Genomic DNA, 23,619 nt, shown 5'->3' with positions numbered 1-23,619 from the left:
AATTAACTAATCAATGCCCCATTATCCACACCATCGGCATCCGGATTTACAAAAACCAATTTCCCTTCAGCGTTGTTGGTCATCAAAATCATCCCTTCACTTTCCACGCCACGTAAAGCTCTTGGAGCCAAATTAATCAAAACCGTAACGCGTTTACCGATTACTTCCTCGGGCGAAAAATGTTCCGCAATTCCAGAAACAATAGTTCTAATATCCAAACCAGTATCGACTTTCAAGACTAAAAGCTTGTTGGCTTTGGGCATTTTTTCGGCCTCAACAATAGTGCCGACACGCAAGTCTAGTTTGGCAAAATCTTCAAAAGTTGCTGTTGCTTTTTGAGGTTCGGTAACTTTGTTTTCCATAGCGTTGGCCGTTTTGGTAGCTTCTAATTTATTTATTTGTTTTTCGATTTCAGCATCTTCAATTTGGGCAAATAATATTTCTCCAGCGCCAATTTGGTGACCAGCTTTGGTCAAATTCCATTGCTCAAAGTCCAGATTCCAATTATTAACTTCAATATTGAGCATTTTCGTTAATTTTTTTGAAGTGAAAGGCAAGAATGGTTCCGATAGTATGGCTAAGGCTGATGCTATCTGAAGTGCCACATACATTTGAGTTTGCACTCTTTCCGGATCAGTTTTTACCATTTTCCAGGGTTCTTCGTCGGCTAAATATTTATTTCCCAAACGGGCTACATTCATTAATTCTCCTTGTGCCTCACGGAATCGGTAACGTTCTATTGAACTCGAAATTACCGATGGATACGCTTTTAATTCAACCAAAGTTTGCTCGTCAATTTCGGTTAATTCGTTTGGAGCAGGAACAATTCCGTTATAATATTTGTTGGTTAAAACAACCACACGATTAATAAAATTTCCGAAAACAGCTGCTAATTCGTTATTATTTCTAGCCTGAAAATCTTTCCAGGTAAAATCATTATCCTTAGTTTCCGGAGCATTCGCTGTCAAAGCATAACGCAGTGCATCTTGCTTATCCGGAAAATCCAATAAATATTCATGCAACCAAACGGCCCAATTTTTTGAAGTAGAGAGTTTGTTTCCTTCCAGATTCAGGAATTCATTGGCCGGAACATTATCAGGCAAAATAAAAGAACCTTCGGCTTTTAACATGGCTGGAAAAATAATGCAATGGAAGACGATATTGTCTTTTCCTATGAAGTGTACTAGTTTGGTGTCGTCTTTTTTCCAATAATCTTCCCAATTTTTGCCCTCTCTTGCTGCCCATTCTTTGGTAGCGGAGATGTAACCAATTGGCGCATCGAACCACACGTATAATTTTTTCCCTTCAGCGCCCTCAACGGGAACGTCAATTCCCCAATCTAAATCACGGGTTACGGCTCTCGGTTTTAAACCGTCATCCAACCATGATTTAACTTGTCCTAAAACATTCACTTTCCAGTCTTTTGCATGATCCACTAAAATCCATTTCGTTAAAAAATCCTGATAACGGTCCAAAGGCAAAAACCAGTGTTTTGTTGATTTCAGAATCGGTGTTTCACCGGTAATGGTGGATTTCGGATTGATTAAATCGGTAGCATTTAAAGTCGAGCCACAACGTTCACATTGGTCGCCATAAGCTTCCGGATTGTCGCATTTCGGACAGGTTCCAGTAACAAAACGGTCGGCCAAAAACTGATTGGCTTTGGCATCATACAATTGCTCGGTAACTTCTTCAATGAAGTCGTTATTGTCGTATAATTTTCTGAAAAATTCCTGAGCCGTGTCGTGGTGGATTTTGGATGAAGTTCTCGAATAATTATCAAAAGAAATTCCGAAATCAAGAAACGATTGCCGAATAATTCCGTCGTATTTATCAATAACCTGTTGTGGCGTGATGCCTTCTTTTTTGGCTTTCATCGAAATGGCTACGCCGTGTTCATCGCTTCCGCAAATGAAAGCAACATCTTTTCCCTGCAATCTTAAATATCGGGCATAAATATCGGACGGAACATAAACGCCTGCTAAATGACCAATGTGGATGGGTCCGTTGGTGTAAGGCAATGCGGCTGTGATAGTATATCTTTTCGGATTTTCTGACATGATAAATTCAGTGTATAATTTGCAAAAATAAGCAATCGCTTTTTTATTTGAAGCTATTTCCAGCTATCCGTTTCAATCTTTTTTGAAATGCAACACTTCAGCTCTTAAACTCCAACACTTGTAATGCATTTCAAAAAAGGATTTTCACTACTATCTGGGCTAGGGCATTGGTTTTCTTAAACAACAATTTGATTATATTTGTCGATATCATTTTCCAAAATGAACAAAAAGTCCATATTCTTTATTCTAGTATCTTTATTCTATTTAAATCTTTATTCCCAAAAGAAGATGATTACACCTCCCTATTTACAGAAAGGCGACACGATTGCCATCGTTTCCACAGCAAGAAAAAATATTGATGATAATTTAAAACCTACTATAGATTTGTTGGAAGGTTGGGGTTTGAAGGTTAAAATCGGATCAACTATTGGACTTGATTATTATCAATTGGCCGGAACCGACGACCAACGTGCTGCCGATTTTCAGGAGCAAATGGACAATCCCAACATCAAAGCCATTTGGTGTGTTCGCGGTGGTTACGGAACGGTAAAAATGATTGACAAACTCGATTTTACTAAATTTCAACAGCATCCAAAATGGATTATCGGCTTTAGCGATGTGACCGTTTTACACAGTCATTTAAACCGAATGGGTATCGAATCTATTCACGGGACAATGCCAGTAGCCATTCCAAGAGCAACAGATGATGCTAAAAATTCGCTTTGTGCAGCTTTGTTTGGAGATACGTTACAATATACTTTAGACTGTGATGCCTTGAATCATTTGGGTAAAGCCAAAGGCGAACTGGTTGGAGGCAATCTTTCCATTTTGTACAGTTTGTTAGGCTCAGCATCAGCGATTGATTGTAATGATAAAATCCTTTTTATAGAAGATTTAGACGAGTATTTGTACCATGTTGACCGCATGATGATGAATTTAAAACGCAACGGTTGTCTCCAAAGTTTAAAAGGAATTATCGTGGGAGCGATGACCGAAATGAAAGACAATGATATTCCATGGGGAAGAAATGCCCTAGAAATTATAGAAGATGCCGTCAAAGGATTAAACATTCCTATCATTTACAATTTTCCGGCTGGACACATCAGAGACAATCGCGCGCTGATTTTTGGAAGACAAGTTGCTATAGAAGTGAATGCAAAGGAAAGTAAAGTGACTTTTGATTAGACATCTTAGACTAATTAAAAAAATCTAAGAAGTCTAACTTTCTAAAAATCTAACAATCTAAAAATGGCTGAACACAATGAACTTGGTAAATTAGGAGAAGAAATGGCGGTGGAGTATCTGCAAAAAAACGGCTATGAAATTTTGGAAACTAATTGGACTTTTCAAAAGGCGGAAATTGACATTATTGCTCAAAAAGAAGCCGTTCTCGCCATTGTAGAAGTTAAAACCCGCTCTTCTATTGATTTTGGATTGCCTCAGGATTTTGTCAAACCTAAGAAAATCCAACTGCTGGTCAAAGCCGTAAATGAATATGTAATTTCTAATGACTTAGACGTTGAGGTTCGGTTTGATATCATTGCCATTGCTAAAGAAGATAAAGATTATAAAATAGAGCACATTGAGGATGCGTTCTATCATTTTTGAATAAACAACTCTTAAAAAATGTTATAAAAATTTGTTTTACGCTGAATTTCAATAACTTTATAAAGAAATTAATTGAAAACTATGAAAAAGAAACTACTCTTAATCCTATTGTTTTGTGTAACAACATTGTTTGCGCAGCATAAAGTGGGCGAAAAAGTCCAGGAATTGCAAAGAATGAATGCTGATTTTAAATCCATTTCAGTATTGCAACCAAAACAAAACAGCAATGATGCCGAAGTAAATAAAGTTGTTGATGGCGCTACCTTGGCTACTCTTGACTTCGGAAAAATAAATACTGTTGTTACAAATCAGTATGAAACTATCAAATTACAGATTCCTTATCAAAATCAAACGATTGCAGTGCTTTTGTATAAAGTGAATCCTTTTGCAGAAGGTTTTCACGTGGACACCAATAAAGAGAGCCATATCGGATATCAAAAAGGAGTCTATTACAGAGGAATTATTGAAGGACAAACACAATCCGTTTCGTCATTTAACTTTTTTAATGGAGAATTTAACGGAATCATTTCAAGTGCAGCGTTGGGAAATATTGTTGTAGGCAAATTGAATAAGCAAAATAACCAAACCGATTATATTGTCTATTCTGATGCCAAAATGAAAGTGTTAAACGATTTGGATTGCCATTTTAAAGATGATTCACTTCCGGTTAGCAGTAAGAATGACAACAGAAATGGCCTCAGTGATCGCTGTGTTTCCCTTTATTTTGAAGTAGATTATAATTTGTTTACCGAAAACAATAGTAATACCACCACAACTACTAATTGGATGACTTCGGTTTTTAATAACGTACAAACCATATATGCTAATGACAATATAACAGTAAGTTTAAAGTCAATATACATTTGGACAGATCAAGATCCGTACGAAGGTATCGGTGATAGTTCATTTGCTTATTTGAATGCTTTTTCACAAACCACTCCTGTTTTTGATGGAGATTTGGGACAATTGGTCGGAATTGATGAAGGAGGACTTGGAGGTGTCGCAGTTACAATAGACGGACTTTGTTCTCAAAATAATTATAGCTACTCTGATGTCAATTTTAATTTTAGTACAGTACCTGTCTATTCTTGGACAGTGCAAGTAATAACACATGAGTTCGGACATCTTTTAGGATCTAGACATACGCATGCCTGTGTGTGGAATGGTAATAATACCTCTATCGATGGTTGTGGAACACAAGCAGGATTCTCAGAAGGAAGTTGTAATGTTGGACCGATTCCATCAACAACAGAAAAAGGAACTATAATGAGTTACTGTCATTTAGTGAGTGGTGTAGGGATTAGCTTTAGTAATGGTTTTGGTCCCCAACCAGCTCAAGCCATATTAAATAATGTCAATTCCAGTCCATGTTTAAGTTCCGATTGCTTAACAAGCTGTCCTAATACGGTAACAGATATTACGACTACCAATGTTACTCCAACATCCGTAAGTTTCACTTGGACCGATATTGGCTCAGCAACGTCATGGCAAGTAGCAGTAACTCCATTTGCATCTTCTTCTATTAACTGGAATACAGTAACTTCTAACTCGTTTACAATAAGCGGATTAAATGCTAATGCCTATCATAAAATAAGAGTTAGACCTTTGTGTGCCGAATTAGAATCAGCTATCAGAGAAAAAGTAGTGGTTACAGCAGCAAATAATTTTTGCTCAAGTACTCCCTTTACTGATTCTGGGGGATTATCTGGTGAGTATACTAATATGGAATCTTGGACAAGAACGTTAACACCAAATAATCCGGGCTTAAAAATCAGAATTAGCTTCTCAAGTTTTGATTTAGAGGAAGATTATGATTATTTGTACATTTACGATGGACCTGATGAATTTTATCCTGAATTGACAGGTGGTTTAACCGGAAATTCAAATCCAGGAATGTTTAATTCTACCGCTACCGATGGTTCTTTAACGGTTAAGTTTTTCTCTGATCAAGGATTGGTTGCTTCAGGTTGGAACGGATTAATAATCTGTACAGGAACATTGGGAGTAGAAGAGGGCGATTTCTTAGATTACAGTTATTCGCCTAATCCAACTACCGGAACGGTAGCTATAAAATCTAAAGATGCTATAACAGAACTTGCCGTTTATAATGTTCAAGGACAATTATTATTCCTCCAAAAAATGAACGAGTTGACTACAAATGTAGACCTCTCACAATTTGCAAATGGAACTTATTTCTTTAAAATGAAGATAAACGATAGAGAAGCCAATTTCAAGATCCTAAAAATGTAGTTTTAAAAATAGATGAATAAAAAGTCTCTCGTTTTTTTGAATGAGAGACTTTTATTATTGTTTTAACAACGACATAAATTCTAAAGCTCTGTTAATCGACTTTACATTTTCAAAAGTGAGTAACAATCGGAGCCCGTTTTTAGTTTCTTTCTCTTTCATTTTACAAATGTTGCCGTGTTGTTGTACAAATTGCAACACCTTTCTAAATTGCTTCGAATTGTAATATTCCGATTGTTGATCGCCAACAAAATAACCAATCATCTTGCCTTGCTTCATAATGATTTTTTCAATTCCCATTTGGGTAGCAATCCATTTTATTCGGATACTGTTTAAGAGAGCCACAGCTTCTTTTGGTAATGGTCCAAAACGATCAATAAGTTTAATTTCATAGGCCAACAAAGCATTGTCATCTTTAATGTTGCTCAATTCGTTATACAAGTTCAACCGCTCTGTAATATTATTGATGTATTCATCAGGAAACAATAATTCGAAATCAGTATCAATCTGAAGCTCTTTTACATATTCTTTATTTTCATCTTCAGTATCGGTTTCATAAAGCTCTTTGAATTCGTTTTCTTTTAACTCTTCAATGGCTTCGTTCATGATTTTTTGATAGGTTTCAAAACCAATTTCGTTGATAAAACCACTTTGTTCACCACCTAATAAATCTCCAGCGCCACGAATCTCTAAATCTTTCATAGCGATGTTGAATCCGCTACCCAATTCACTGAATTGTTCCAAAGCCTGAATACGTTTTCGAGCATCTTCTGTCATCACCGAATAAGGCGGACAAATAAAATAACAGAACGCTTTTTTATTGCTTCGACCCACTCTTCCGCGCATTTGGTGCAAATCAGAAAGGCCGAAGTTATTCGCATTATTAATGAAAATCGTATTGGCATTAGGAACATCCAAACCACTTTCGATAATCGTTGTGGCAACTAAAACATCAAATTCACCATTCATAAAACCAAGCATCAGTTCTTCGAGTTTGTTGCCTTCCATTTGACCATGACCAATACCCACTCGAGCATCGGGAACCAAACGCTGAATCATTCCGGCAATTTCCTTGATGTTTTCAATTCGGTTATTGATAAAAAAGACTTGACCGTTACGCTGTATTTCATACGAAATGGCATCTCGAATTAATTCTTCGCTAAAACCAACCACTTGGGATTCGATGGGATATCGATTAGGCGGAGCCGTAGTAATTACAGATAAATCTCGTGCCGCCATCAAAGAGAATTGTAAGGTTCTCGGAATCGGTGTTGCAGTTAAAGTAAGCGTATCGACATTCGCAGCAATGGTTTTGAGTTTGTCCTTTACATTGACACCAAACTTTTGTTCTTCATCTACAATCAATAAACCAAGGTCTTTAAAAATAACATTTTTATTCACCAATTGATGAGTGCCAATGACAATATCGAGTTTCCCCGATTTTAAATCTTCGATAGTTTGCGCCTTTTGTTTTGCCGATCTGAAACGATTGAGATAACTAATGGTAACCGGCATATCTTTCAATCGTTCCGAAAAAGTCCGATAATGTTGGTAGGCCAAAATCGTAGTCGGAACCAAAATTGCTACCTGTTTACTATTATCTACAGCCTTAAAAGCCGCCCGAATAGCCACTTCTGTTTTCCCGAAACCAACATCGCCACACACCAATCGGTCCATTGGACGGTCTTTTTCCATGTCCGCTTTGACATCTTGAGTAGCGGTTATTTGATCCGGAGTATCCTCGTAAATGAAGGAACTTTCTAATTCTTTTTGCAGATAACTATCCGGAGCACAAGCAAACCCTTTTTCCAATCGACGCTTTGCATAGAGCTGGATTAAGTTAAATGCAATATGCTTAACACGAGCTTTGGTTTTTTGTTTTAAGGTTTTCCAGGCATTCGAACCCAGTTTGTAAATTTTGGGTGGTGTTCCGTCTTTTCCGGTATATTTTGAGATTTTATGTAGCGAATGAATGCTTACATACACGATATCATTGTCGGCATAGGCCAATTTTATCGCTTCCTGCGTTTTGCCTTCTACTTGAATTTTTTGCAATCCGCCAAACTTCCCAATACCGTGATCGATGTGGGTTACATAATCTCCAACCGACAATGAGTTTAGCTCTTTTAAGGTAAGCGTCTGCTTTTTGGAATAGCCGTTTTTGATGTTGAATTTATGATAACGCTCAAAAATCTGATGATCGGTATAACAGGCAATTTGATTTTCTTCGTCGATGAAACCTTGGTACAAAGAAGCAACTATGGTATGGTATTGCTTGCGGATGTTCTCATGATTCTCTTCATCAAGACTTTCAAAAATATCGTGAAAACGATTGGCCTGCGCTTCATTGGAACAAAACAGATAATTGGTGTATCCATTAAAATGATTGTCGCTCAAATTGTTCAATAACAAATCAAACTGTTTATTGAACGAAGGTTGCGGCTGTATATGAAATTCGAAAGATTGGGTCGTTTTAAAAAGAGGCGTATTCGATAATTCGATAATGGGAAAGTCCAAAGCTTTGCGTAAAAAAACGTCCTGATTCAGGAACAAGTGTTTCGGTTCAGCGTGTTTTACCTCTTTCGAAAGTTTGTCAAAAGTTGCTATGGCTTTGTTAAAAAGCTTGTCTAATTGCGCCGTAAGGAACTCCGTATTTTCAATACACAAAACGGTTTTATCGCTGATATAATCTAGGAAACTTTCTCGATTTTCCTGAATAAATTTATTTTCCAGATTGGGAATAATAGTAATCTTGGTGTGTTTTTCAACCGAAAGTTGGGTTGCGACATCGAAGGTTCGGATGCTGTCCACTTCGTTACCAAAAAACTCGATACGATACGGATTGTCATTAGAAAATGAAAACACATCTAAAATTCCGCCACGAACCGAAAATTCTCCGGGTTCGGTTATAAAGTCAACACGTTTGAATTCGTATTCAAATAAAACTTCGTTAATGAAATCTATAGAGACGGTGTCGCCTACAGCCACTTTCAGCGTGTTTTTTTCAAGCTCTTTTCGGGTCACAACTTTTTCGAAAAGCGCTTCGGGATAAGTTACAATTACGGCCGGTTTTTTACGCGAATTGATTCGGTTCAACACTTCAGAACGCAACAGGATATTCGCATTGTCCGTTTCTTCGATTTGGTACGGTCGACGGTACGAACTAGGATAAAACAGCACATCTTGAGCACCAATCATTTGCTCCAGATCGTTTAAATAATAGGCTGCTTCTTCTTTTTCGTTAAAAATTAACAGATAAGGTTTTTCACTTTGCTTGAAAATAGCTTGGAAAACGAATGAGAAAGAGGAACCTAAAAGTCCTTTTAACTGTATTTTGATTAAAGGATTTTCAAGGGAATCAGCAATTTGTTTGACTTTCGTCGCATGGAGGTAACTGTTGTATAAAGAAGCTAAACTCAAAACTTATTTCGTGATTTTTGGATTGGGATTACTTGGAATTGCTCTTGCAGTGTCTAACATTCGGAGCATATCTCCTTCGCCATCTTCTATTTTGATTTCGCTTTTGCGTTTGATTTCTTCTATTTGAGCCTGTAAAGAAGCAATTTCACTATTGATTTCCTGAACTAATTGTACAATCTTTTTATCCGGAATTTGATCCAAATGAATGTAGAGATTGATAGCATTGACTTTGGTTGTAATAACGGCAATTCTACTTTTTATCTCGGGTAAATCATATTTTATCGGAATGTTATTGTTTAGGTCGAGGGCTCTTTTGGAAAGTGTTTTCGCTTTTTGCTGAAAAGCAGAGATTGAGCTCTTGGGTTTTTGCTCCAGTTCGTTTATAAAGATGCGCCATTCATTCCACACATTGGTCAAATTACGGGCAACTTCACTTGAAGCGTTGGTGTTAAAATTCCATCCGGAACTTATCGTATTGAAAATGACTTCTCTTTTTTGTGCTTCCTTTTCTTGTTGCATGGCACGCACTTTTGGGTCTTCCTGACAAGACGAAAGAAAAAGAAGTATTAGTAAGGCTGAGAAACAGGTTTTCATAGAAACAAATTAGAGGCACAAAGGTACAAAGGTAAACGTAAATGTAGTTAAAGGCATGGTAAATTTTGGGTAGCTGAAAACAAAAAAGCTTCCAAATTTTGGAAGCTTTTTGAGGAGTATTTATGAATTTACTTTTTAGCTTGAGCAAAGCCTCTGGCTCTCATCAAAGCGTCGGTGGTTATGGCTCTGCCACGGAATTTTTTATAAGCAATTTCGGGATCAATCGTATTTCCGATACTAAATACATTTTCATATAATCGTTTGGCAGCGTCTTTACTATACATTCCGGCTTTTGTTTCTGTAAAAGCTTCTGTAGCATCGGCACTGATGGCATCAGCCCATAAATAACCGTAGTAACCGGCAGCATAGGCATCATCAGAAAAGATATGTCCAAACTGTGGAATTCTGTGACGCATCACAATTTCTTTAGGCATTTGTAAGGCGTCCAATGTCTCCTTCTCAAACTTTTTGGGATCGATATCTGGATTTTGCAATAAGTGAAGTTTCATGTCTACTAAAGCACTGGCAATGGTTTCTATGGTTGAAAAGGCTTCGTTAAAAGTAGCCGCTTTTTCATTTCGTTCTACCAAAGATAATGGCATTGGTTCACCGGTTTTGTAATGTAAAGCAAACTTGTTCAATACTTCTGGAGTGGCTAACCAACGTTCCAAAATTTGAGAAGGAAACTCTACATAGTCTCTTGGTGTGTTGGTTCCCGATAAACTAGGATACGTAACATTTGAATTCAAACCGTGCAATGCATGACCAAATTCGTGAAACAACGTACTGGCATCATCCCAAGAAATTAAGATAGGTTCGCCTTCTTTTCCTTTTATAAAGTTACAGTTATTAGATACCAACGTAATCACATCGCCATCAACTCTGCTTTGCTCTCTAGTAGCATTCATCCATGCTCCGGAACGTTTTCCTTTGCGAGCATAAGGGTCAAAATACCAAACCCCTACCACTTTATTCGTATTGGTGTTGAATACTTCCCAAACTCTTACATCAGGATGAAAAACCGGAACATTGGTAACTTGTCTAAAGCCTAAATTGAAAATTTCTCCAGCAACCCAAAACATTCCTTCGCGAAGTTTCTCCAATTGAAGGTAAGGTTTTAAATCGTTTTGATCTAAATCGTATTTAGCTTTTCTGACTTTTTCAGAATAATAGCGATAATCCCAAGCGGCAATTTTAAATTTTCCATCTTCGGCGGTTACTATTTTTTGCATTTCAGCCACATCGGTATGCACTTTTTCCACTGCCGGAGTCCAGACAGACATCATTAAATCTAATGTTTTTTCTGGTTTTTGTGCCATAGTGTTGGACAAACTCCAGTCGGCAAAGGTCTTGAATCCGAGCAAACTTGCTTTTTCGGCACGAAGCTTTAAAATTTGTACCAAAGTTGCATTGTTGTTATTGGCGTTGTCATTATCGCCGCGGCTTGTAAAAATTTTGAATGCTTTCTCTCTTAAATCTCTTCGAGTGGAAAAAGTTAAAAAAGGTTCCATGGAAGATCGCGTATTGGCGATACATCCTTTGACTTTTAGTTTTCGATCTTTAGCTTCGGCAATGGCTGCATTTTTTAATTCGGTTGGTAATCCGTCAAAGTCGGCATCCGTTTTCAACTCTAAATAATAATTAGTTTCATCGGCCAATTGGTTTTGGCTGAATTTGGTAAACAATCCTGCTAATTCTTCATTAATTTTAGCAATTCTTTCTTTGTCTTGAGGTGCTGCATTGGCTCCTTCACGAACAAAATTAGAATAATACAACCAAACCAAACGTTGTTGCTCTGCAGTTAAGTTTTTGGTTTCCGGAGCAGAATACACTTTAGAAATACGATCAAATAATTTGGTGTTTTGATAGTATTTGTTGTTGAATTCCGAAAACTTTGGAGTCATCTCTGTCTCGATAGGCTCAAATTCAGGGCTGTTCATGTTAGCACTAAAAATCCCGAAGACAGCATAGACTTGGCTCAGTTTTTTTCCAGCTTTTTCTAAAGCAACTATAGTATTGTCAAAAGTTGGCGCTTCTTTATTATTAGCAATTTGTTCCACCTGATACAATTTTTCCTCAATGGCAAACTCAATAGCCGGTTTTATGTCTTTCAGTTTATAATCGGGAAAAGCAGGAACACCGCCATAAGGGCCTTTCCATTCTTTAAGTAGTGGATTATCGTCACCTTTTTGAGCCGTTACAGCGATAATTGGAATAATCATAAGTAAAGTAAAAAATATTTTTTTCATGAGTAATTGTATTTGATATATCAAAAGTAGTGAAAATTCAATTCATGCTTATCATATTAGAATCATTACAGATATTTCTATAAATTTGGAAAAATTGGAGAACCATGTTTCAGTCGAAGAAAGACATTGTTTATATTATTTTGGCGGGATTATTTATTACGAATGCCATTGTAGCGGAACTTATTGGCGGAAAGTTAATCGAAATTGGTCCGTTTATCATGAGTGTCGGGATTTTACCTTGGCCGATAGTTTTCATCACTACTGATATTATCAACGAACATTTTGGGCGTGATGGCGTGAGAAAGCTTTCTTTTATAACAGCTGGACTTATAGCATACTGCATTTTGATACTATTTGTAGCTTCAAAAATACCCGCATTTCAAACTCCGGAAACAGTTAATGATGAGCAATTTTATGCCGTATTTGGACAAGGTATTTTTATAATGATGGCGAGTATTATTGCTTTTTTAGTTTCGCAGTTGATTGATGTTTCAGTATTTTGGTTTTTAAGAGAAAAGACCGGAAAAAAGATGATATGGCTCCGAAGTACAGGCTCGACCATCATTTCCCAATTAATAGATAGCTTTATAGTCTCCGGAATTGCTTTTTGGCTCACCGGAAAAATCACTACAAGTCAATACATCAACATGTCGATGACGGGTTATTCTTTTAAATTGATTTTGGCCATCTTATTGACGCCATTAATTTATCTGGGTCACTATCTCATAGAAAAATATTTACACGAACCAAAATCCGTTTCCGATGGAAAATAGAATACGTTGCGCTTGGTGCGAGAAAGATGACATGTACCGCGATTATCACGATAACGAATGGGGAAATCCTGTTTATGATGACGACAAATTATTTGAATTCTTGGTTTTAGAAACGTTTCAGGCAGGATTGAGTTGGTATACTATTTTGAAAAAGCGAGCGAACTTTCAGAATGCCTTTGACCAATTTGACTACAAAAAAATTGCACAGTACGATGATAAAAAAGTGGAGGCTTTGATGCAAGATGCCGGAATCATCCGTAACGGATTGAAGATAAAAGGAACCATCGCTAATGCTGTAGCTTTTATGAAAGTGCAAGAGGAATTTGGCAGTTTTTCCAAATATATTTGGGGTTTTACAGATGGAAAACCTATCGAAAACAACGTCAAAAAAATGAGTGATGTTCCGGCAACGACGAAGCTTTCGGATGAAATCAGTAAGGATTTAAAAAAACGCGGTTTTAAATTTGTGGGATCTACCGTGGTTTATGCTCACATGCAGGCAACCGGAATGGTCAATGATCACGTTGAAGATTGTTGGAGGCGAAAGTAATGATTTCAGAATGTAAGACTTTCATAAACGTTGCTCTCGAAATTTCGAAAGCACCCAATTTTTCCAGATGGTCGTTATGAACCTGACAATCCAATAGTTTATAATTCTTTTCTTTTAAGTGTTTAATCAAGGTTACAAAGGCTATTTTACTGGCATTAGGCACTTTTGAAAACATACTTTCACCACAAAAGACATGTCCTAAATCTACGCCGTATAATCCGCCGACCAATTCGTTATTTTGCCAAACTTCTACCGATTTTGCAATTCCGATTTCGTATAATTGGGTATACGATGCTATAAAGTCATCAGAAAGCCAAGTGCCATCCTGACCTGGTCGCTCAATTTGCTGACAACCCAAAATCACCTCGTGGAAGTTTTGATTAAACGTTACCCTAAATTTATTCTGATTCAGCAGATTTCGCATGCTTTTAGAAACTTTGTAAATAGAAGGTGCCACGACCATTCTTTCGGGAGGCGACCACCATAGTACAGGTTCATCTTCATTAAACCATGGAAAAATACCATTACGATAGGCTAGCAGCAAGCGTTCCACAGATAAATCGCCACCAATGGCAAGAATGCCTTCATAAGAGGCTTCGTCTACAGGGGGAAAGTATAGTTCTTTGGATAGGAAATACATTTTTGAAGAGAATAGAAAATAGAATACAGAGAATAGACAAAATAAAAAAAGTCATTCTAAATTTACCTTTTGGCTTAACATTTAAAATGACAATCTTTTTTCTATACTCTTTATTCTTTTCTCTTTTTTAGAAAGGTAAATCGTCGTGCTCTTCTTCGTTAAAGTTGGTAGCCGGAGCAAAAGCTTCAGCCGGTGGCATCGGAGCCATTCCTGCTGCAGGAGCTTCTGTTTGTAGTTTTTCAATTCTCCAACCTTGAATGTCGTTGAAATATTTAGTTTCTCCTTGTGGATTCACCCATTCTCTTCCTCTTAAATTGATAGCAACTTTTACGGCATCGCCTACATTATAACTATTCAACAAATCGCATTTGTCTTGTACAAAATTGATGCTGATAAATTGTGGATATTGCTCTTCTGTAGCCACAACTAATTCTCTTTTTCTAAAACTGGCACTCACTTGTTGCTCAGGATTAACCACTTTAATTTTTCCGGTAACTTCCATAATTATTGTTTTGCTAAAAGCACTTTCCAAGCTGAAAGCGCATCATTATTATTTAAATATTCTTTTGCTTTTTGGTGGATTTTCATATCATCAGCCGAACTCAAAACACCTTTTACGGCAAAATTTTGTTGTACAAATATAGTAATTTCTTCTGGTGTTGGCAAGGCTTCTACATTCCCTAATTTTCCTAAATCATTGCCGTCAAAAACAGTACTTTTCTTTACAAAATCGGGAACGGCATCAACGCCTATTCCTAATGTTGACAAGGGTTTTTCCACTTCAAAGAGCCCTTGATTGGAACGCGAATACCAATTACCGCCCAAACGCGAAACCAAATCAATTTTGCTTTGGTCGATCATGTTTTTATCATCAAGAATAGTTTCGTGAATGTGAATCTTAATCACCTCACAAATAATTAAATTTCCGGCACCACCTTGATTTCCCAAAGCAATTATTTCATTGACTTTACATTCCATTTGCACCGGACTTTCGGCAACACGATAAGGCTTTACCATATCGGAAGGCAACATCGTTAATCCCGACTTTACAAACTCGTTGACACCATCAGGATATTCTGTGCTTGATAATGAGGCTTGCTGTACAATGTCATAATTCACAACATTGATGACTACTTCTTTTGTGGCCTCACAATTTTCAAGCGTATGTTTTGTAGTGTTGTTGCGAACACGACGAGCCGGAGAAAAAACCAAAATCGGCGGATTGGAACTAAACACATTAAAGAAACTAAAAGGCGACAAATTGGGCTTTCCATTTTTATCGATGGTACTTGCAAAAGCAATAGGCCTTGGCGCTACAGCACTTTGCAGATAAGCCTGAAGCTGCATCGGGGAAAGCGTATGAGGTTCGAAACTGAGCATGGTTTTTGTTTTTCCAAAAATACAATTTTAATTGATTTCAGGAGCGAAAGGTTTGGGCATTCTTGCCTTCCATGTTCCTGCTGTCCGTTTTTACATGGTAACCACTTCCATCAGGGCTAAAGTACTATCTGTATTGTCCTTTTAAAACTTTCACACTTTTGTCTATATTTATAAAAAATTTGACAATGCAATTTTCCGAGAAAAGAAACCTAACCCGTTGGATTATTATTATGGCTTCCTTTGTCATTGTGATCATGATTCTGTGGAATACATATTCTTTTTTTCAAATTTTCAAAAATGAAGAGCGTGTCAAAATGCAGCTTTGGGCGCAGAGTTTAAAAACGATCAACAATGCTAATTTGGATACCGATATTGAATTGCCAAGGCAAATCATGGAAAACAATACCACAATCCCAATTATTTTAACGGAAAACAATAAAATCATAAGTCACAATAATATTGACGAAAGCGATACTTCAAGTCCGGCAAGACTTCAGCAGTTTCTGGAAAAATTAAAAAAACAAAACGAACCTATTGCCATTCAATATGAGTCAGGAAAACTTAAGTATTTGCTTTACTACGGCGATTCATCATTACTCAACAAATTGAAATATTATCCAATAGCATTATTACTGATTATTTTTCTCTTTGGAGCTGTCGTTTATAATTTTTATCGAAGCACCAAAATGGCTACGCAAAATAAACTTTGGGCAGGAATGGCAAAAGAAACGGCGCATCAAATAGGAACTCCGTTATCTTCTTTAATTGGTTGGCTCGAAATAATGAAAGCGGATAATGTAGACGAAACCACCATAAAGGAAATTGAAAAGGATATTAACCGATTGCAAACCATCACGGATAGATTTTCAAAAATTGGCTCAGAACCTGTTTTAGAACCCATGAACATTATTAATGAAACAGAAAAATCATTTGATTATCTGAGATCAAGATTTTCTAAGCAAGTGGAATTTTCGTTTAAAGCACCAAAGAAACCTATTATGGTTTCATTAAATCCGGCACTCCACAGCTGGACTATAGAAAACTTAGTAAAAAATGCCATCGATGCGATGAAGGGAAAAGGAAAGTTATCGGTGGTGATTGTAAACGATTCTTTTTTTGTAAAAATCATGGTTACAGATACCGGAAACGGCATTCCAAAAAGTCAATTCAAACGCGTCTTCGAACCCGGATTTACCACTAAAAAAAGAGGTTGGGGTTTAGGGCTCTCACTAACGAAGCGAATTGTAGAAGAATATCATAAAGGGAAAATAAAAGTAGCACACTCCGAAGTGGGAAGAGGCACGACTATGCAGGTTTCTTTTAAAAAGGCATAAAAAATCCCATCTCGTGTTTGTGGAGCGAGATAGGATTTTATAAAAAGGTTGTTTTTTAATTAAGGAACAGCAATTTGATGACTTTCGGGAACTCCGTTTATAAATATTTTAACAATATATATTCCTGAATTTAAACCACTAACAGAAAATGTAGCTTTGTTATTTAAAATACTAATACTTCCTTTTGAAAACCCTAACAAATCAAAAAGTTCTCCAGTAATAACGTCAGAGACTTGTGGAGCTCTAGTCGCATCAGCTAAATCAATATTAACTACATTATTTGAAGGGTTTGGGAAAACAGTATAGGTCTTGCTGTAGGAAGGTGGTAAAGCAGTTATTTCAAATGGTAATTCATACCAATCACTCCATCCACAAGCGTTTCTCGCTCTAACACTAATACTTGTTTGCCCACTTTCAAAAGTACAAATGTTACGTTTGTTTTTTGAACCACTAAGGGTTATTAAAGCATTTGAAGTTTGCCACATCCAATTAGCAGTATTTGTGCTTTCCTCGTGGGTTTGTCCATTAAAAGTTGCAATAACTAAGTCTGTTGAATTTAGTTCAGGAATAGAATAAGAAAAGTTTCCTCCTGGAGCAAGACAGAAACTCTGTGTGGTATTTGTATTTCCAAAAGTAAATTCATTTAAGGTTGGACCGCCAGCAAATATTGTTTTGACAGTTGACATTCCGTTTTGAAAAGATGCTACGATGGTGGCTTCCCCATTTTCAATACCTTTAACACTAATACTGTAATTTGATTGCGAAACAATTTCTAAATTAGGACTCACAATCCACTCTGTAACAACAGATGGGAATTTGCAAGGATTATTGAATGTATATACTGTGTTGACGTCAAGACAAATTGACTCTGGTCCCGATAGCAGATTGTCTCCTAATGGATAAACAGGTAATTGCGGTAAGCCACTTAGTTCTTTTAGTAACCAATCAACGCTTTCTTTTGTAAAGGAGGTATGTTGGGTATTTTTATCACCACCAAAATAACTGTCAAAGGGCGTTTTTCTATTTGTTGGACAAACCAAGTTGTAGTTTACAGCGTTATTCCAGTTTTGATTGGGTTCTAAATGTGCTATTGCTGAAAAAGTCGGTATAAAGGAGTGAATTGGATTGAATTCTCTCAAACTCCAATAGCCTCTAGTTCCCAAGAGACCGATATTGAAATCGGCAAACTCATTAACTTTAAAAACGGATTTTCGTAATTGATCTTGAGCATCAAAATAGCCGCCAGGCACATTATCCATATTCCCTCTACTATTAATATTTCCTGCAAAAACAGGTCTGTCTTTGTCGGTTTTGTGAAATCTAGAAATTTTTATTGGTGTGCTGCTGTTTGGCAAAAATCTTGATTCAATTGAAGCGACATGAACAGTTCCTACGCTAATTCCAAACACTCTAATTTTTTGAAAGCCTCTAATACTTAAAACCAATTCGCCATCAGATGCAAAATCTGCAAGTGGTTCACCATTACTATTTTGGGCTTCTTTTGAACCCGTTAAAGACCCATTAACAATTGCTATTTTTCGTAAATTTTGAGGCCATCCGTGCGAGTTAGGCAAACCATTATTATTTTGTTTATTGTAATGTTCCTGATAAAATGAATTTCCTCTATTTTGTGGCATACCTTGGGAAATGGTTTGTGCATCTTGAAAATCTGGATTGGCGTTATTTCCAACTTGGCGGTGAAACTCAATTAATTGTTGTTGAGATGCAGGCGAACTTAATTCCTTTTGATAAAAATCTATTGCTTGGTCAGAACTAGTTTGGAATCGATAAATTAACCCTTGGTCACCCATTGGAATGTTAGCTCCAAGATGCGGACTATCAATACTAACCCATAAATTCACATTGTGAGGGATATTATTTTTTTCCATCGTTGAAAGAGCATATCTTGAAATTTGCCCTGCCATACTAGGAGCAATTATTGCAATGTGGTTGGTACTGCCATTGATAGCCAGCTTAGCATTTGTTTCATTTATAAATTGTATCAAAGTTAAGGCATTACTCTCAATATAATAAGCACCACCATCAATAGTGACTTGTTGCCCATTTTCTATATTAGTTGTTGTATATTTTGGGAAGTTAACAATCATAACATCGTAACCTAAATTTCTTAAAATTCCTAGTAATGGAGTTTTTGTTTGCTGCTGATAGTAAACTATCATATCGGTTATAGATCGGTGTAATTCTGGATCAAACTGTCCATCTGCACCCCGAAACTTCACGGCACAGTTGACGTCCTCTTCACAATCACAATCTTCAATTCGGCGTTTATCTCCAGGATCAAATCCGTCAATAATGACGATAGGCTTCATTAATTTTTTGAGTGTATTTCCGGTGCTGTAATATACTCTGTAGTCAAACTTTGGTATAATTTTCGGGTCATTAGTTCTATATCCTTTAAAATCACTAGAAGAAGTTGTGGAGAAATCTTCCCTCAAAACATCTGATGGATTGCAAGTGCTCAATACATTATTTGCCATATTTGAGTTTCTGAAATAAATTGATGAATTCGTGATTACTGAACTACCATCGTTATATACTATTTCAAATCTTATCAATTTTGTCCCAGTAGTTTCATAATTCATATTAACCGTAACAGGACTAAAAACGCCGTCGATGATAAGAGGTTGGATTTTTCCGTAATCAAAAAATGCGGTTAATGACTTTATGGGCTTTTCACCATAGGAATACATAAAATCATTATTAAAAATGAACTCTGCACTTTCCCCTTCTATGGCATTTTTTAATGGTGCAATTACAGTAGTATGCAACATATAAAAAGGAGCTTTGTTAGGTACTTGACTATACTTTTGTGTTACTGAATCCAATTGAACTCCTTGATATTCGCTTCCTTCCCAAGAAGCAAGGATATTAAAATCAGTATTGATAATACCAAATTGAACGGCATTACTTTGGTTAAAATATGGTTTGCTTTCTACATCTTCTTCTAATTTTTTGGAATGAATAAACTTCTTGCTTTTACTGGCATTACAGAGTTCCAAAATTGCCTGTTTAAAATAACTGTAATCCGCTGTATTTAAACTGTCTGACAAGTTAAAGTTGTACAAGTTGGCCAATTGGAGCGTTCGCTCATATAAAATACCGGTATTGATTTTCGAAGTATCAATAGTACCCAGCATTTTGTCCAATTCATCATAGTCTGAATCAGGATTTTTTTGTGCTACGGCGCTGGTAAAAAACAACGCAACTATAGCCATGAAAAGATTTTTTTTCATAAATTTGTTTGATTTTAGTTAATATTAATTTATTGACGTTATAGGGTTGCCTTTGCCGAGGTAACCCTATTTTTTTATGGAAATCCTTGGTATGAACAGGTTAAACTGTTAATATCAAATCTTCCTTTGGTAATTTCTATTTCGTCATCAGGGTCATTTATATTTTTTAATTTACCTGAAAACACCCCACTAAAAATAGCGCCAGTTAAAGGACTATTGGAACCTTGTGAATATCTAGTGATAGTAATAATTCCAGAGTTTTCATAGGAAACATATTTTTTATAGCCACTACTTTTTTTGTCATACACTATACAATGCAAATAGGTTTGGTTAAATCCATCTACATTACTTTCTCCATTTGATTCATTAATAATAAACTCTCCAATTCCGTTTGCATGTAATTTATCAATATGAATTAGCATTTCAAAATAGTTTTTACTTTTTAAATCCCTTACTTCAATTTCGTTATAATCAAAAACATTTGGTATACCGCCCCATAAAGACATTCCCCATTGAGGAAAAACGATACTGGGTTCTTCGCATCGGGGTTTGTAAAGTTTCCCATCAATCAAACAACCAAACGTATTGGCGCCAGTTTGTGTTTCTTTTGGTAAACCATCCTCCGGGTTGGAGTCGCTGCTGCATCCTATAAGTAATAGGAGTACAGCTAGTGTAAATGTTTGTTTCATAATGTTGGTGATTAGTGGTTCCTAAATTTGTTTAATTCCTATATTTTAAAAGTTGTGTTTATATCCTAAGTTTATCATCTCATTAACTAATACTTTGCTTCCATCGCCAAAAATATACAGTCCATCTTGCTTTCCTTTTGAGCCTCCTGCAAATATTTCGGTATCAAGATATAATGCATTATTCTTGTTAAGAAAATAAGTTATTCCGTAGCCTAAATTAAAATTTAGGTAATAACTCTTGAAGTTGTCGGTAATTTCAGGAGCATAGTCTCTATACTCACTTCTAGTTTCAATACTAATTCCTGAGCCAATCTTTAAATAGCCTCTAAAATTTTTATAGATTTTGAATTCCCATTTCAAGGTAACCGGAATGCTAAGCGATTCACCATTAAAACGTCCAAAATTATAAACGGCTTTATTGGGAAATATTATAAAGTCATCACCACTAAACGATGCTCCAATCTTAAAATATTTTATTCGTCCCACAACACTCCATTGTTTGGAAAAATAATATTCCGCCAATAAACCTGCCTGAAACGAATTCGCAGATTCCCCAAATTCATAGGAACGAATTGTATTCTTTCCTAGCTCGCCTCCAAAAAACCATTTGCCTTTAACATTTACAACGGTACTATCTTGCGCTATTACAAACATGGAGTAAAATAATAGATTAAACATTATAGTTTTTTTCATTTTGTTGGAGTATTTTACTAAGATTTAAAACATATACTTATTTAAAATCAAAGTGAGGTTATTAATAAAGTTGATTTCTATTCTGATTAATAAATTCGGTGTTCGCTTACAAAATTCAAATCTCAATTTTTATATGAAATTGTTTGATTATTTGATAATCAATTATTTATGCTTGATAAAAATATAAAATATATAAATATGTAAGGTATACTTTTACTATACATTTTAAGATTAAGGAGATAGGTAGTTTAGAAGGAAAACCGATGGAATTATTCTTACACTAGGCGCAATAAGGGATATGGGGCTATAAGATGCCTTAAAAAGAGGGTGCCAGTCTAAAAAGAAAGGAAAAATTTTATTTTAAAAAGGGATAGATTATCGCTTATTGCTATATTGCATAGACGATATTCTTTGTAGCTCAATTGTAAACTGTAAAAAACTAGTAGTAAGGATTGGGCCTTTTTCCATGACTTTTTATCAATAAAAAACCCTGACAAGATTTAAAAATCTGCAGGGCTTTCTTTTTTTATGTAAATCTCAACTACAAATTAGCACTAATGGCAGTTGCGAGACTTTCAAATTCTTCTTTAGTAAAACTAACTTTTCTTTGAAAACGCATGTCATCCATATCGTGAAGTGGAATTAAGTGCACGTGAACGTGAGGCACTTCGAGACCCACAACAGCAACACCAATTCGTTTGCAATCAACCGTTTTTTCTATAGCTTTGGCCACTTTTCGGGAGAATTTCATCAGGTCTGTATAAAGGGCTTCCTCCATATCAAATATCTTATTGATTTCCTGTTTTGGGATGCAAAGCGTATGGCCTTTCGCATTCGGATTTACATCCAAAATGGCAATAAAATCATCATCCTCGGCAACTTTGTAACCGGGGATTTCACCGTTGATTATTTTTGTGAATATAGAACTCATTTTTTAGTGATGTAAGTGTCAATTCGACTGTTTTTGATTGGCTTCTTGATACATCTGTTTCGGCGGACATTCGAAGTGACGAATCGAAAAAGTATCGAAAACTAGTCTCTTGAGATTTCTAAAACCTCAAAGTTTAATTTTCCATTTGGAACAGTAATTTCAGCAACCTCACCTACTGATTTTCCTAATAAACCTTTACCAATTGGGGAAGTAACCGAGATTTTTCCGGTTTTTAAGTCGGCTTCGCTTTCAGCCACCAAAGTGTAGTTCATTTCCATGCCATTTTGCTGATTCTTGATTTTTACTTTTGACAACACCAAAACCTTTGATAAGTCCAAATGCGATTCATCAATCAATCGTGCATTGGAATGTACTTCTTCCAATTTAGCAATTCTCATTTCTAACATTCCCTGTGCTTCTTTGGCTGCATCGTATTCTGCATTTTCAGACAAGTCGCCTTTATCTCGGGCTTCTGCAATCGCTTGTGAAGCTTTTGGTCGTTCAATACTTTTAAGTTGATCTAATTCCTCTCTTAATTTTTTTAATCCTTCTGCTGTGTAATAAGATACTGTACTCATGTTTTCCTCTTTTATATAAATAGAAAAAATCCCATCGCAACGGGATTTCTTTTTGCAAAGATATTATTTTTACTGTTATTTCAAATTTGTTTACGTTTGGTAACGCTTGTCAAAGTTAATTAATTTAAATTTGTTTCGCTATGTATTTTAAATAATTTTACTATGAAAAAGATTTTAGTCCTTTTGGCATTTTTCCCTTTTCTATTGGGTTGTGATGGTGGCACTATCAATTACAACAATCCTAATATTCCGAATTATCCAGTTAATCTGCCGATTAATATGAATTTGCCGCAATACAGTAATTTACGTTTTCCAAGCAATCATATCATCAACTATTCACAAGGTGCTAGAGGAATTGTAATTTTCAATACCGGAAGCGGCTACAATGCTTTTGATTTGGCTTGTCCCAATGAAGCGTTTACTACATGTTCCACACCAATGTCTATCAGCGGAATAGACGCAAGATGTAATTGCAATACGAGCGAGAGTCCTTATAGTTTATTTTCGGGCCAAAGCGCAGGGCAACAATATCCTATGAAACCTTATCGGGTTCAAATCAATGGCGATAATTTAGTTATTACCAATTAATATAAGTCCGCTTCCCATAAAAAGAAGCGGA

General features: G+C 36.2%; 19 protein-coding genes. 7 read left to right on the top strand and 12 right to left on the bottom strand.

Going from position 1 to position 23,619, the window contains the following annotated elements; all coding sequences use genetic code 11:
* Window positions 1–2 precede the first annotated feature (2 nt).
* The gene (gene metG / locus ACULEU_RS14440; protein ID WP_445453271.1) at window positions 3–2,060 is read right to left on the bottom strand and encodes a methionine--tRNA ligase; all 2,058 of its coding nucleotides are present in this window, start codon (window positions 2,058–2,060) and stop codon (window positions 3–5) included.
* A gap of 288 nt (window positions 2,061–2,348) precedes the next feature.
* Between metG and ACULEU_RS14435 the strand changes: the two genes are divergently transcribed.
* The 3 genes from ACULEU_RS14435 to ACULEU_RS14425 all read left to right on the top strand — a co-directional run bounded on the left by ACULEU_RS14435 (window position 2,349) and on the right by ACULEU_RS14425 (window position 5,918).
* Window positions 2,349–3,245: a S66 peptidase family protein gene (locus ACULEU_RS14435; RefSeq protein ID WP_445453270.1), complete on the top strand. Its 897-nt coding sequence runs from the start codon at window positions 2,349–2,351 to the stop codon at window positions 3,243–3,245.
* A 63-nt stretch (window positions 3,246–3,308) separates the two neighbouring features.
* On the top strand, window positions 3,309–3,668 hold the full coding sequence (locus ACULEU_RS14430; RefSeq protein ID WP_445453269.1) for a YraN family protein: 360 nt from the start codon (window positions 3,309–3,311) through the stop codon (window positions 3,666–3,668).
* Between the two features lie 81 nt (window positions 3,669–3,749).
* The gene (locus tag ACULEU_RS14425; protein ID WP_445453268.1) at window positions 3,750–5,918 is read left to right on the top strand and encodes a M12 family metallo-peptidase; all 2,169 of its coding nucleotides are present in this window, start codon (window positions 3,750–3,752) and stop codon (window positions 5,916–5,918) included.
* Window positions 5,919–5,972: 54 nt separating this feature from the next.
* Here ACULEU_RS14425 and mfd read toward each other — a convergent pair whose 3' ends face one another.
* The 3 genes from mfd to ACULEU_RS14410 form a co-directional block, all read right to left on the bottom strand.
* The gene (gene mfd, locus ACULEU_RS14420; protein WP_445453267.1) at window positions 5,973–9,335 is read right to left on the bottom strand and encodes a transcription-repair coupling factor; all 3,363 of its coding nucleotides are present in this window, start codon (window positions 9,333–9,335) and stop codon (window positions 5,973–5,975) included.
* A 3-nt stretch (window positions 9,336–9,338) separates the two neighbouring features.
* The gene (locus tag ACULEU_RS14415) at window positions 9,339–9,929 is read right to left on the bottom strand and encodes a hypothetical protein (RefSeq protein ID WP_445453266.1); all 591 of its coding nucleotides are present in this window, start codon (window positions 9,927–9,929) and stop codon (window positions 9,339–9,341) included.
* A gap of 128 nt (window positions 9,930–10,057) precedes the next feature.
* On the bottom strand, window positions 10,058–12,178 hold the full coding sequence (locus tag ACULEU_RS14410; protein WP_445453265.1) for a M3 family metallopeptidase: 2,121 nt from the start codon (window positions 12,176–12,178) through the stop codon (window positions 10,058–10,060).
* Between the two features lie 104 nt (window positions 12,179–12,282).
* Between ACULEU_RS14410 and ACULEU_RS14405 the strand changes: the two genes are divergently transcribed.
* Both ACULEU_RS14405 and ACULEU_RS14400 read left to right on the top strand, forming a co-directional pair.
* Complete coding sequence (locus ACULEU_RS14405) at window positions 12,283–12,951, top strand: queuosine precursor transporter (protein WP_445453264.1); 669 nt, start codon at window positions 12,283–12,285, stop codon at window positions 12,949–12,951.
* The gene (locus tag ACULEU_RS14400) at window positions 12,941–13,501 is read left to right on the top strand and encodes a DNA-3-methyladenine glycosylase I (RefSeq protein WP_445453263.1); all 561 of its coding nucleotides are present in this window, start codon (window positions 12,941–12,943) and stop codon (window positions 13,499–13,501) included. The genes ACULEU_RS14405 and ACULEU_RS14400 overlap by 11 nt, the downstream gene beginning before the upstream one ends.
* Here the strand turns inward: ACULEU_RS14400 and aat are convergent.
* From aat to ACULEU_RS14385, 3 genes are all read right to left on the bottom strand, one after another.
* Window positions 13,464–14,141: a leucyl/phenylalanyl-tRNA--protein transferase gene (aat, locus tag ACULEU_RS14395; RefSeq protein WP_445453262.1), complete on the bottom strand. Its 678-nt coding sequence runs from the start codon at window positions 14,139–14,141 to the stop codon at window positions 13,464–13,466. The genes ACULEU_RS14400 and aat overlap by 38 nt on opposite strands.
* A gap of 127 nt (window positions 14,142–14,268) precedes the next feature.
* The gene (locus ACULEU_RS14390; RefSeq protein ID WP_445453261.1) at window positions 14,269–14,643 is read right to left on the bottom strand and encodes a DUF3127 domain-containing protein; all 375 of its coding nucleotides are present in this window, start codon (window positions 14,641–14,643) and stop codon (window positions 14,269–14,271) included.
* A 2-nt stretch (window positions 14,644–14,645) separates the two neighbouring features.
* Window positions 14,646–15,521, bottom strand: coding sequence for a flavin reductase family protein (locus tag ACULEU_RS14385; protein WP_445453260.1), 876 nt, complete (start codon window positions 15,519–15,521; stop codon window positions 14,646–14,648).
* 185 nt (window positions 15,522–15,706) lie between these two features.
* Between ACULEU_RS14385 and ACULEU_RS14380 the strand changes: the two genes are divergently transcribed.
* Entirely contained in the window at window positions 15,707–16,855 is a 1,149-nt protein-coding gene (locus ACULEU_RS14380; protein WP_445453259.1) for a sensor histidine kinase, read from the top strand.
* A gap of 59 nt (window positions 16,856–16,914) precedes the next feature.
* Here ACULEU_RS14380 and ACULEU_RS14375 read toward each other — a convergent pair whose 3' ends face one another.
* From ACULEU_RS14375 to greA, 5 genes are all read right to left on the bottom strand, one after another.
* Window positions 16,915–20,109, bottom strand: a complete 3,195-nt coding sequence (locus ACULEU_RS14375; RefSeq protein ID WP_445453258.1) for a T9SS type A sorting domain-containing protein — start codon at window positions 20,107–20,109, stop codon at window positions 16,915–16,917.
* Between the two features lie 74 nt (window positions 20,110–20,183).
* Window positions 20,184–20,798 carry a hypothetical protein gene (locus tag ACULEU_RS14370; protein ID WP_445453257.1) on the bottom strand — a complete coding sequence of 205 codons (615 nt, stop codon included), beginning with the start codon at window positions 20,796–20,798 and terminating at the stop codon, window positions 20,184–20,186.
* Window positions 20,799–20,843: 45 nt separating this feature from the next.
* Window positions 20,844–21,491 carry an outer membrane beta-barrel protein gene (locus ACULEU_RS14365; RefSeq protein ID WP_445453256.1) on the bottom strand — a complete coding sequence of 216 codons (648 nt, stop codon included), beginning with the start codon at window positions 21,489–21,491 and terminating at the stop codon, window positions 20,844–20,846.
* Window positions 21,492–22,032: 541 nt separating this feature from the next.
* Window positions 22,033–22,422, bottom strand: a complete 390-nt coding sequence (locus ACULEU_RS14360) for an HIT family protein (protein ID WP_445453255.1) — start codon at window positions 22,420–22,422, stop codon at window positions 22,033–22,035.
* 101 nt (window positions 22,423–22,523) lie between these two features.
* Window positions 22,524–23,000 (bottom strand): transcription elongation factor GreA, encoded by a 477-nt coding sequence (gene greA, locus ACULEU_RS14355; protein ID WP_445453254.1) that lies wholly within the window; start codon window positions 22,998–23,000, stop codon window positions 22,524–22,526.
* Between the two features lie 162 nt (window positions 23,001–23,162).
* Here greA and ACULEU_RS14350 point away from each other — a divergent pair, with 162 nt between their 5' ends.
* Window positions 23,163–23,588 (top strand): hypothetical protein, encoded by a 426-nt coding sequence (locus ACULEU_RS14350; protein ID WP_445453253.1) that lies wholly within the window; start codon window positions 23,163–23,165, stop codon window positions 23,586–23,588.
* The last annotated feature ends 31 nt before the right edge of the window (window positions 23,589–23,619 follow it).

The sequence above is a fragment of the Flavobacterium sp. 25HG05S-40 genome (genome assembly GCF_052654735.1).
Note: the sequence above shows the minus strand (reverse complement) of the source record. Positions and strands in the feature narration are given on the sequence as shown.

Bases quoted from the DNA above. Each gene is read 5' to 3' on its own strand.
- ACULEU_RS14370 (WP_445453257.1), bottom strand. From the start codon at position 20,798: ATGAAACAAACATTTACACTAGCTGTACTCCTATTACTTATAGGATGC.
- ACULEU_RS14435 (WP_445453270.1), top strand. From the start codon at position 2,349: ATGATTACACCTCCCTATTTACAGAAAGGCGACACGATTGCCATCGTT.
- ACULEU_RS14415 (WP_445453266.1), bottom strand. From the start codon at position 9,929: ATGAAAACCTGTTTCTCAGCCTTACTAATACTTCTTTTTCTTTCGTCT.
- ACULEU_RS14375 (WP_445453258.1), bottom strand. From the start codon at position 20,109: ATGAAAAAAAATCTTTTCATGGCTATAGTTGCGTTGTTTTTTACCAGC.
- ACULEU_RS14350 (WP_445453253.1), top strand. From the start codon at position 23,163: ATGAAAAAGATTTTAGTCCTTTTGGCATTTTTCCCTTTTCTATTGGGT.
- ACULEU_RS14405 (WP_445453264.1), top strand. From the start codon at position 12,283: ATGTTTCAGTCGAAGAAAGACATTGTTTATATTATTTTGGCGGGATTA.
- ACULEU_RS14400 (WP_445453263.1), top strand. From the start codon at position 12,941: ATGGAAAATAGAATACGTTGCGCTTGGTGCGAGAAAGATGACATGTAC.
- metG (WP_445453271.1), bottom strand. From the start codon at position 2,060: ATGTCAGAAAATCCGAAAAGATATACTATCACAGCCGCATTGCCTTAC.
- ACULEU_RS14380 (WP_445453259.1), top strand. From the start codon at position 15,707: ATGCAATTTTCCGAGAAAAGAAACCTAACCCGTTGGATTATTATTATG.
- ACULEU_RS14360 (WP_445453255.1), bottom strand. From the start codon at position 22,422: ATGAGTTCTATATTCACAAAAATAATCAACGGTGAAATCCCCGGTTAC.
- ACULEU_RS14410 (WP_445453265.1), bottom strand. From the start codon at position 12,178: ATGAAAAAAATATTTTTTACTTTACTTATGATTATTCCAATTATCGCT.
- greA (WP_445453254.1), bottom strand. From the start codon at position 23,000: ATGAGTACAGTATCTTATTACACAGCAGAAGGATTAAAAAAATTAAGA.
- ACULEU_RS14385 (WP_445453260.1), bottom strand. From the start codon at position 15,521: ATGCTCAGTTTCGAACCTCATACGCTTTCCCCGATGCAGCTTCAGGCT.
- aat (WP_445453262.1), bottom strand. From the start codon at position 14,141: ATGTATTTCCTATCCAAAGAACTATACTTTCCCCCTGTAGACGAAGCC.
- ACULEU_RS14425 (WP_445453268.1), top strand. From the start codon at position 3,750: ATGAAAAAGAAACTACTCTTAATCCTATTGTTTTGTGTAACAACATTG.
- ACULEU_RS14390 (WP_445453261.1), bottom strand. From the start codon at position 14,643: ATGGAAGTTACCGGAAAAATTAAAGTGGTTAATCCTGAGCAACAAGTG.
- ACULEU_RS14365 (WP_445453256.1), bottom strand. From the start codon at position 21,491: ATGAAAAAAACTATAATGTTTAATCTATTATTTTACTCCATGTTTGTA.
- ACULEU_RS14430 (WP_445453269.1), top strand. From the start codon at position 3,309: ATGGCTGAACACAATGAACTTGGTAAATTAGGAGAAGAAATGGCGGTG.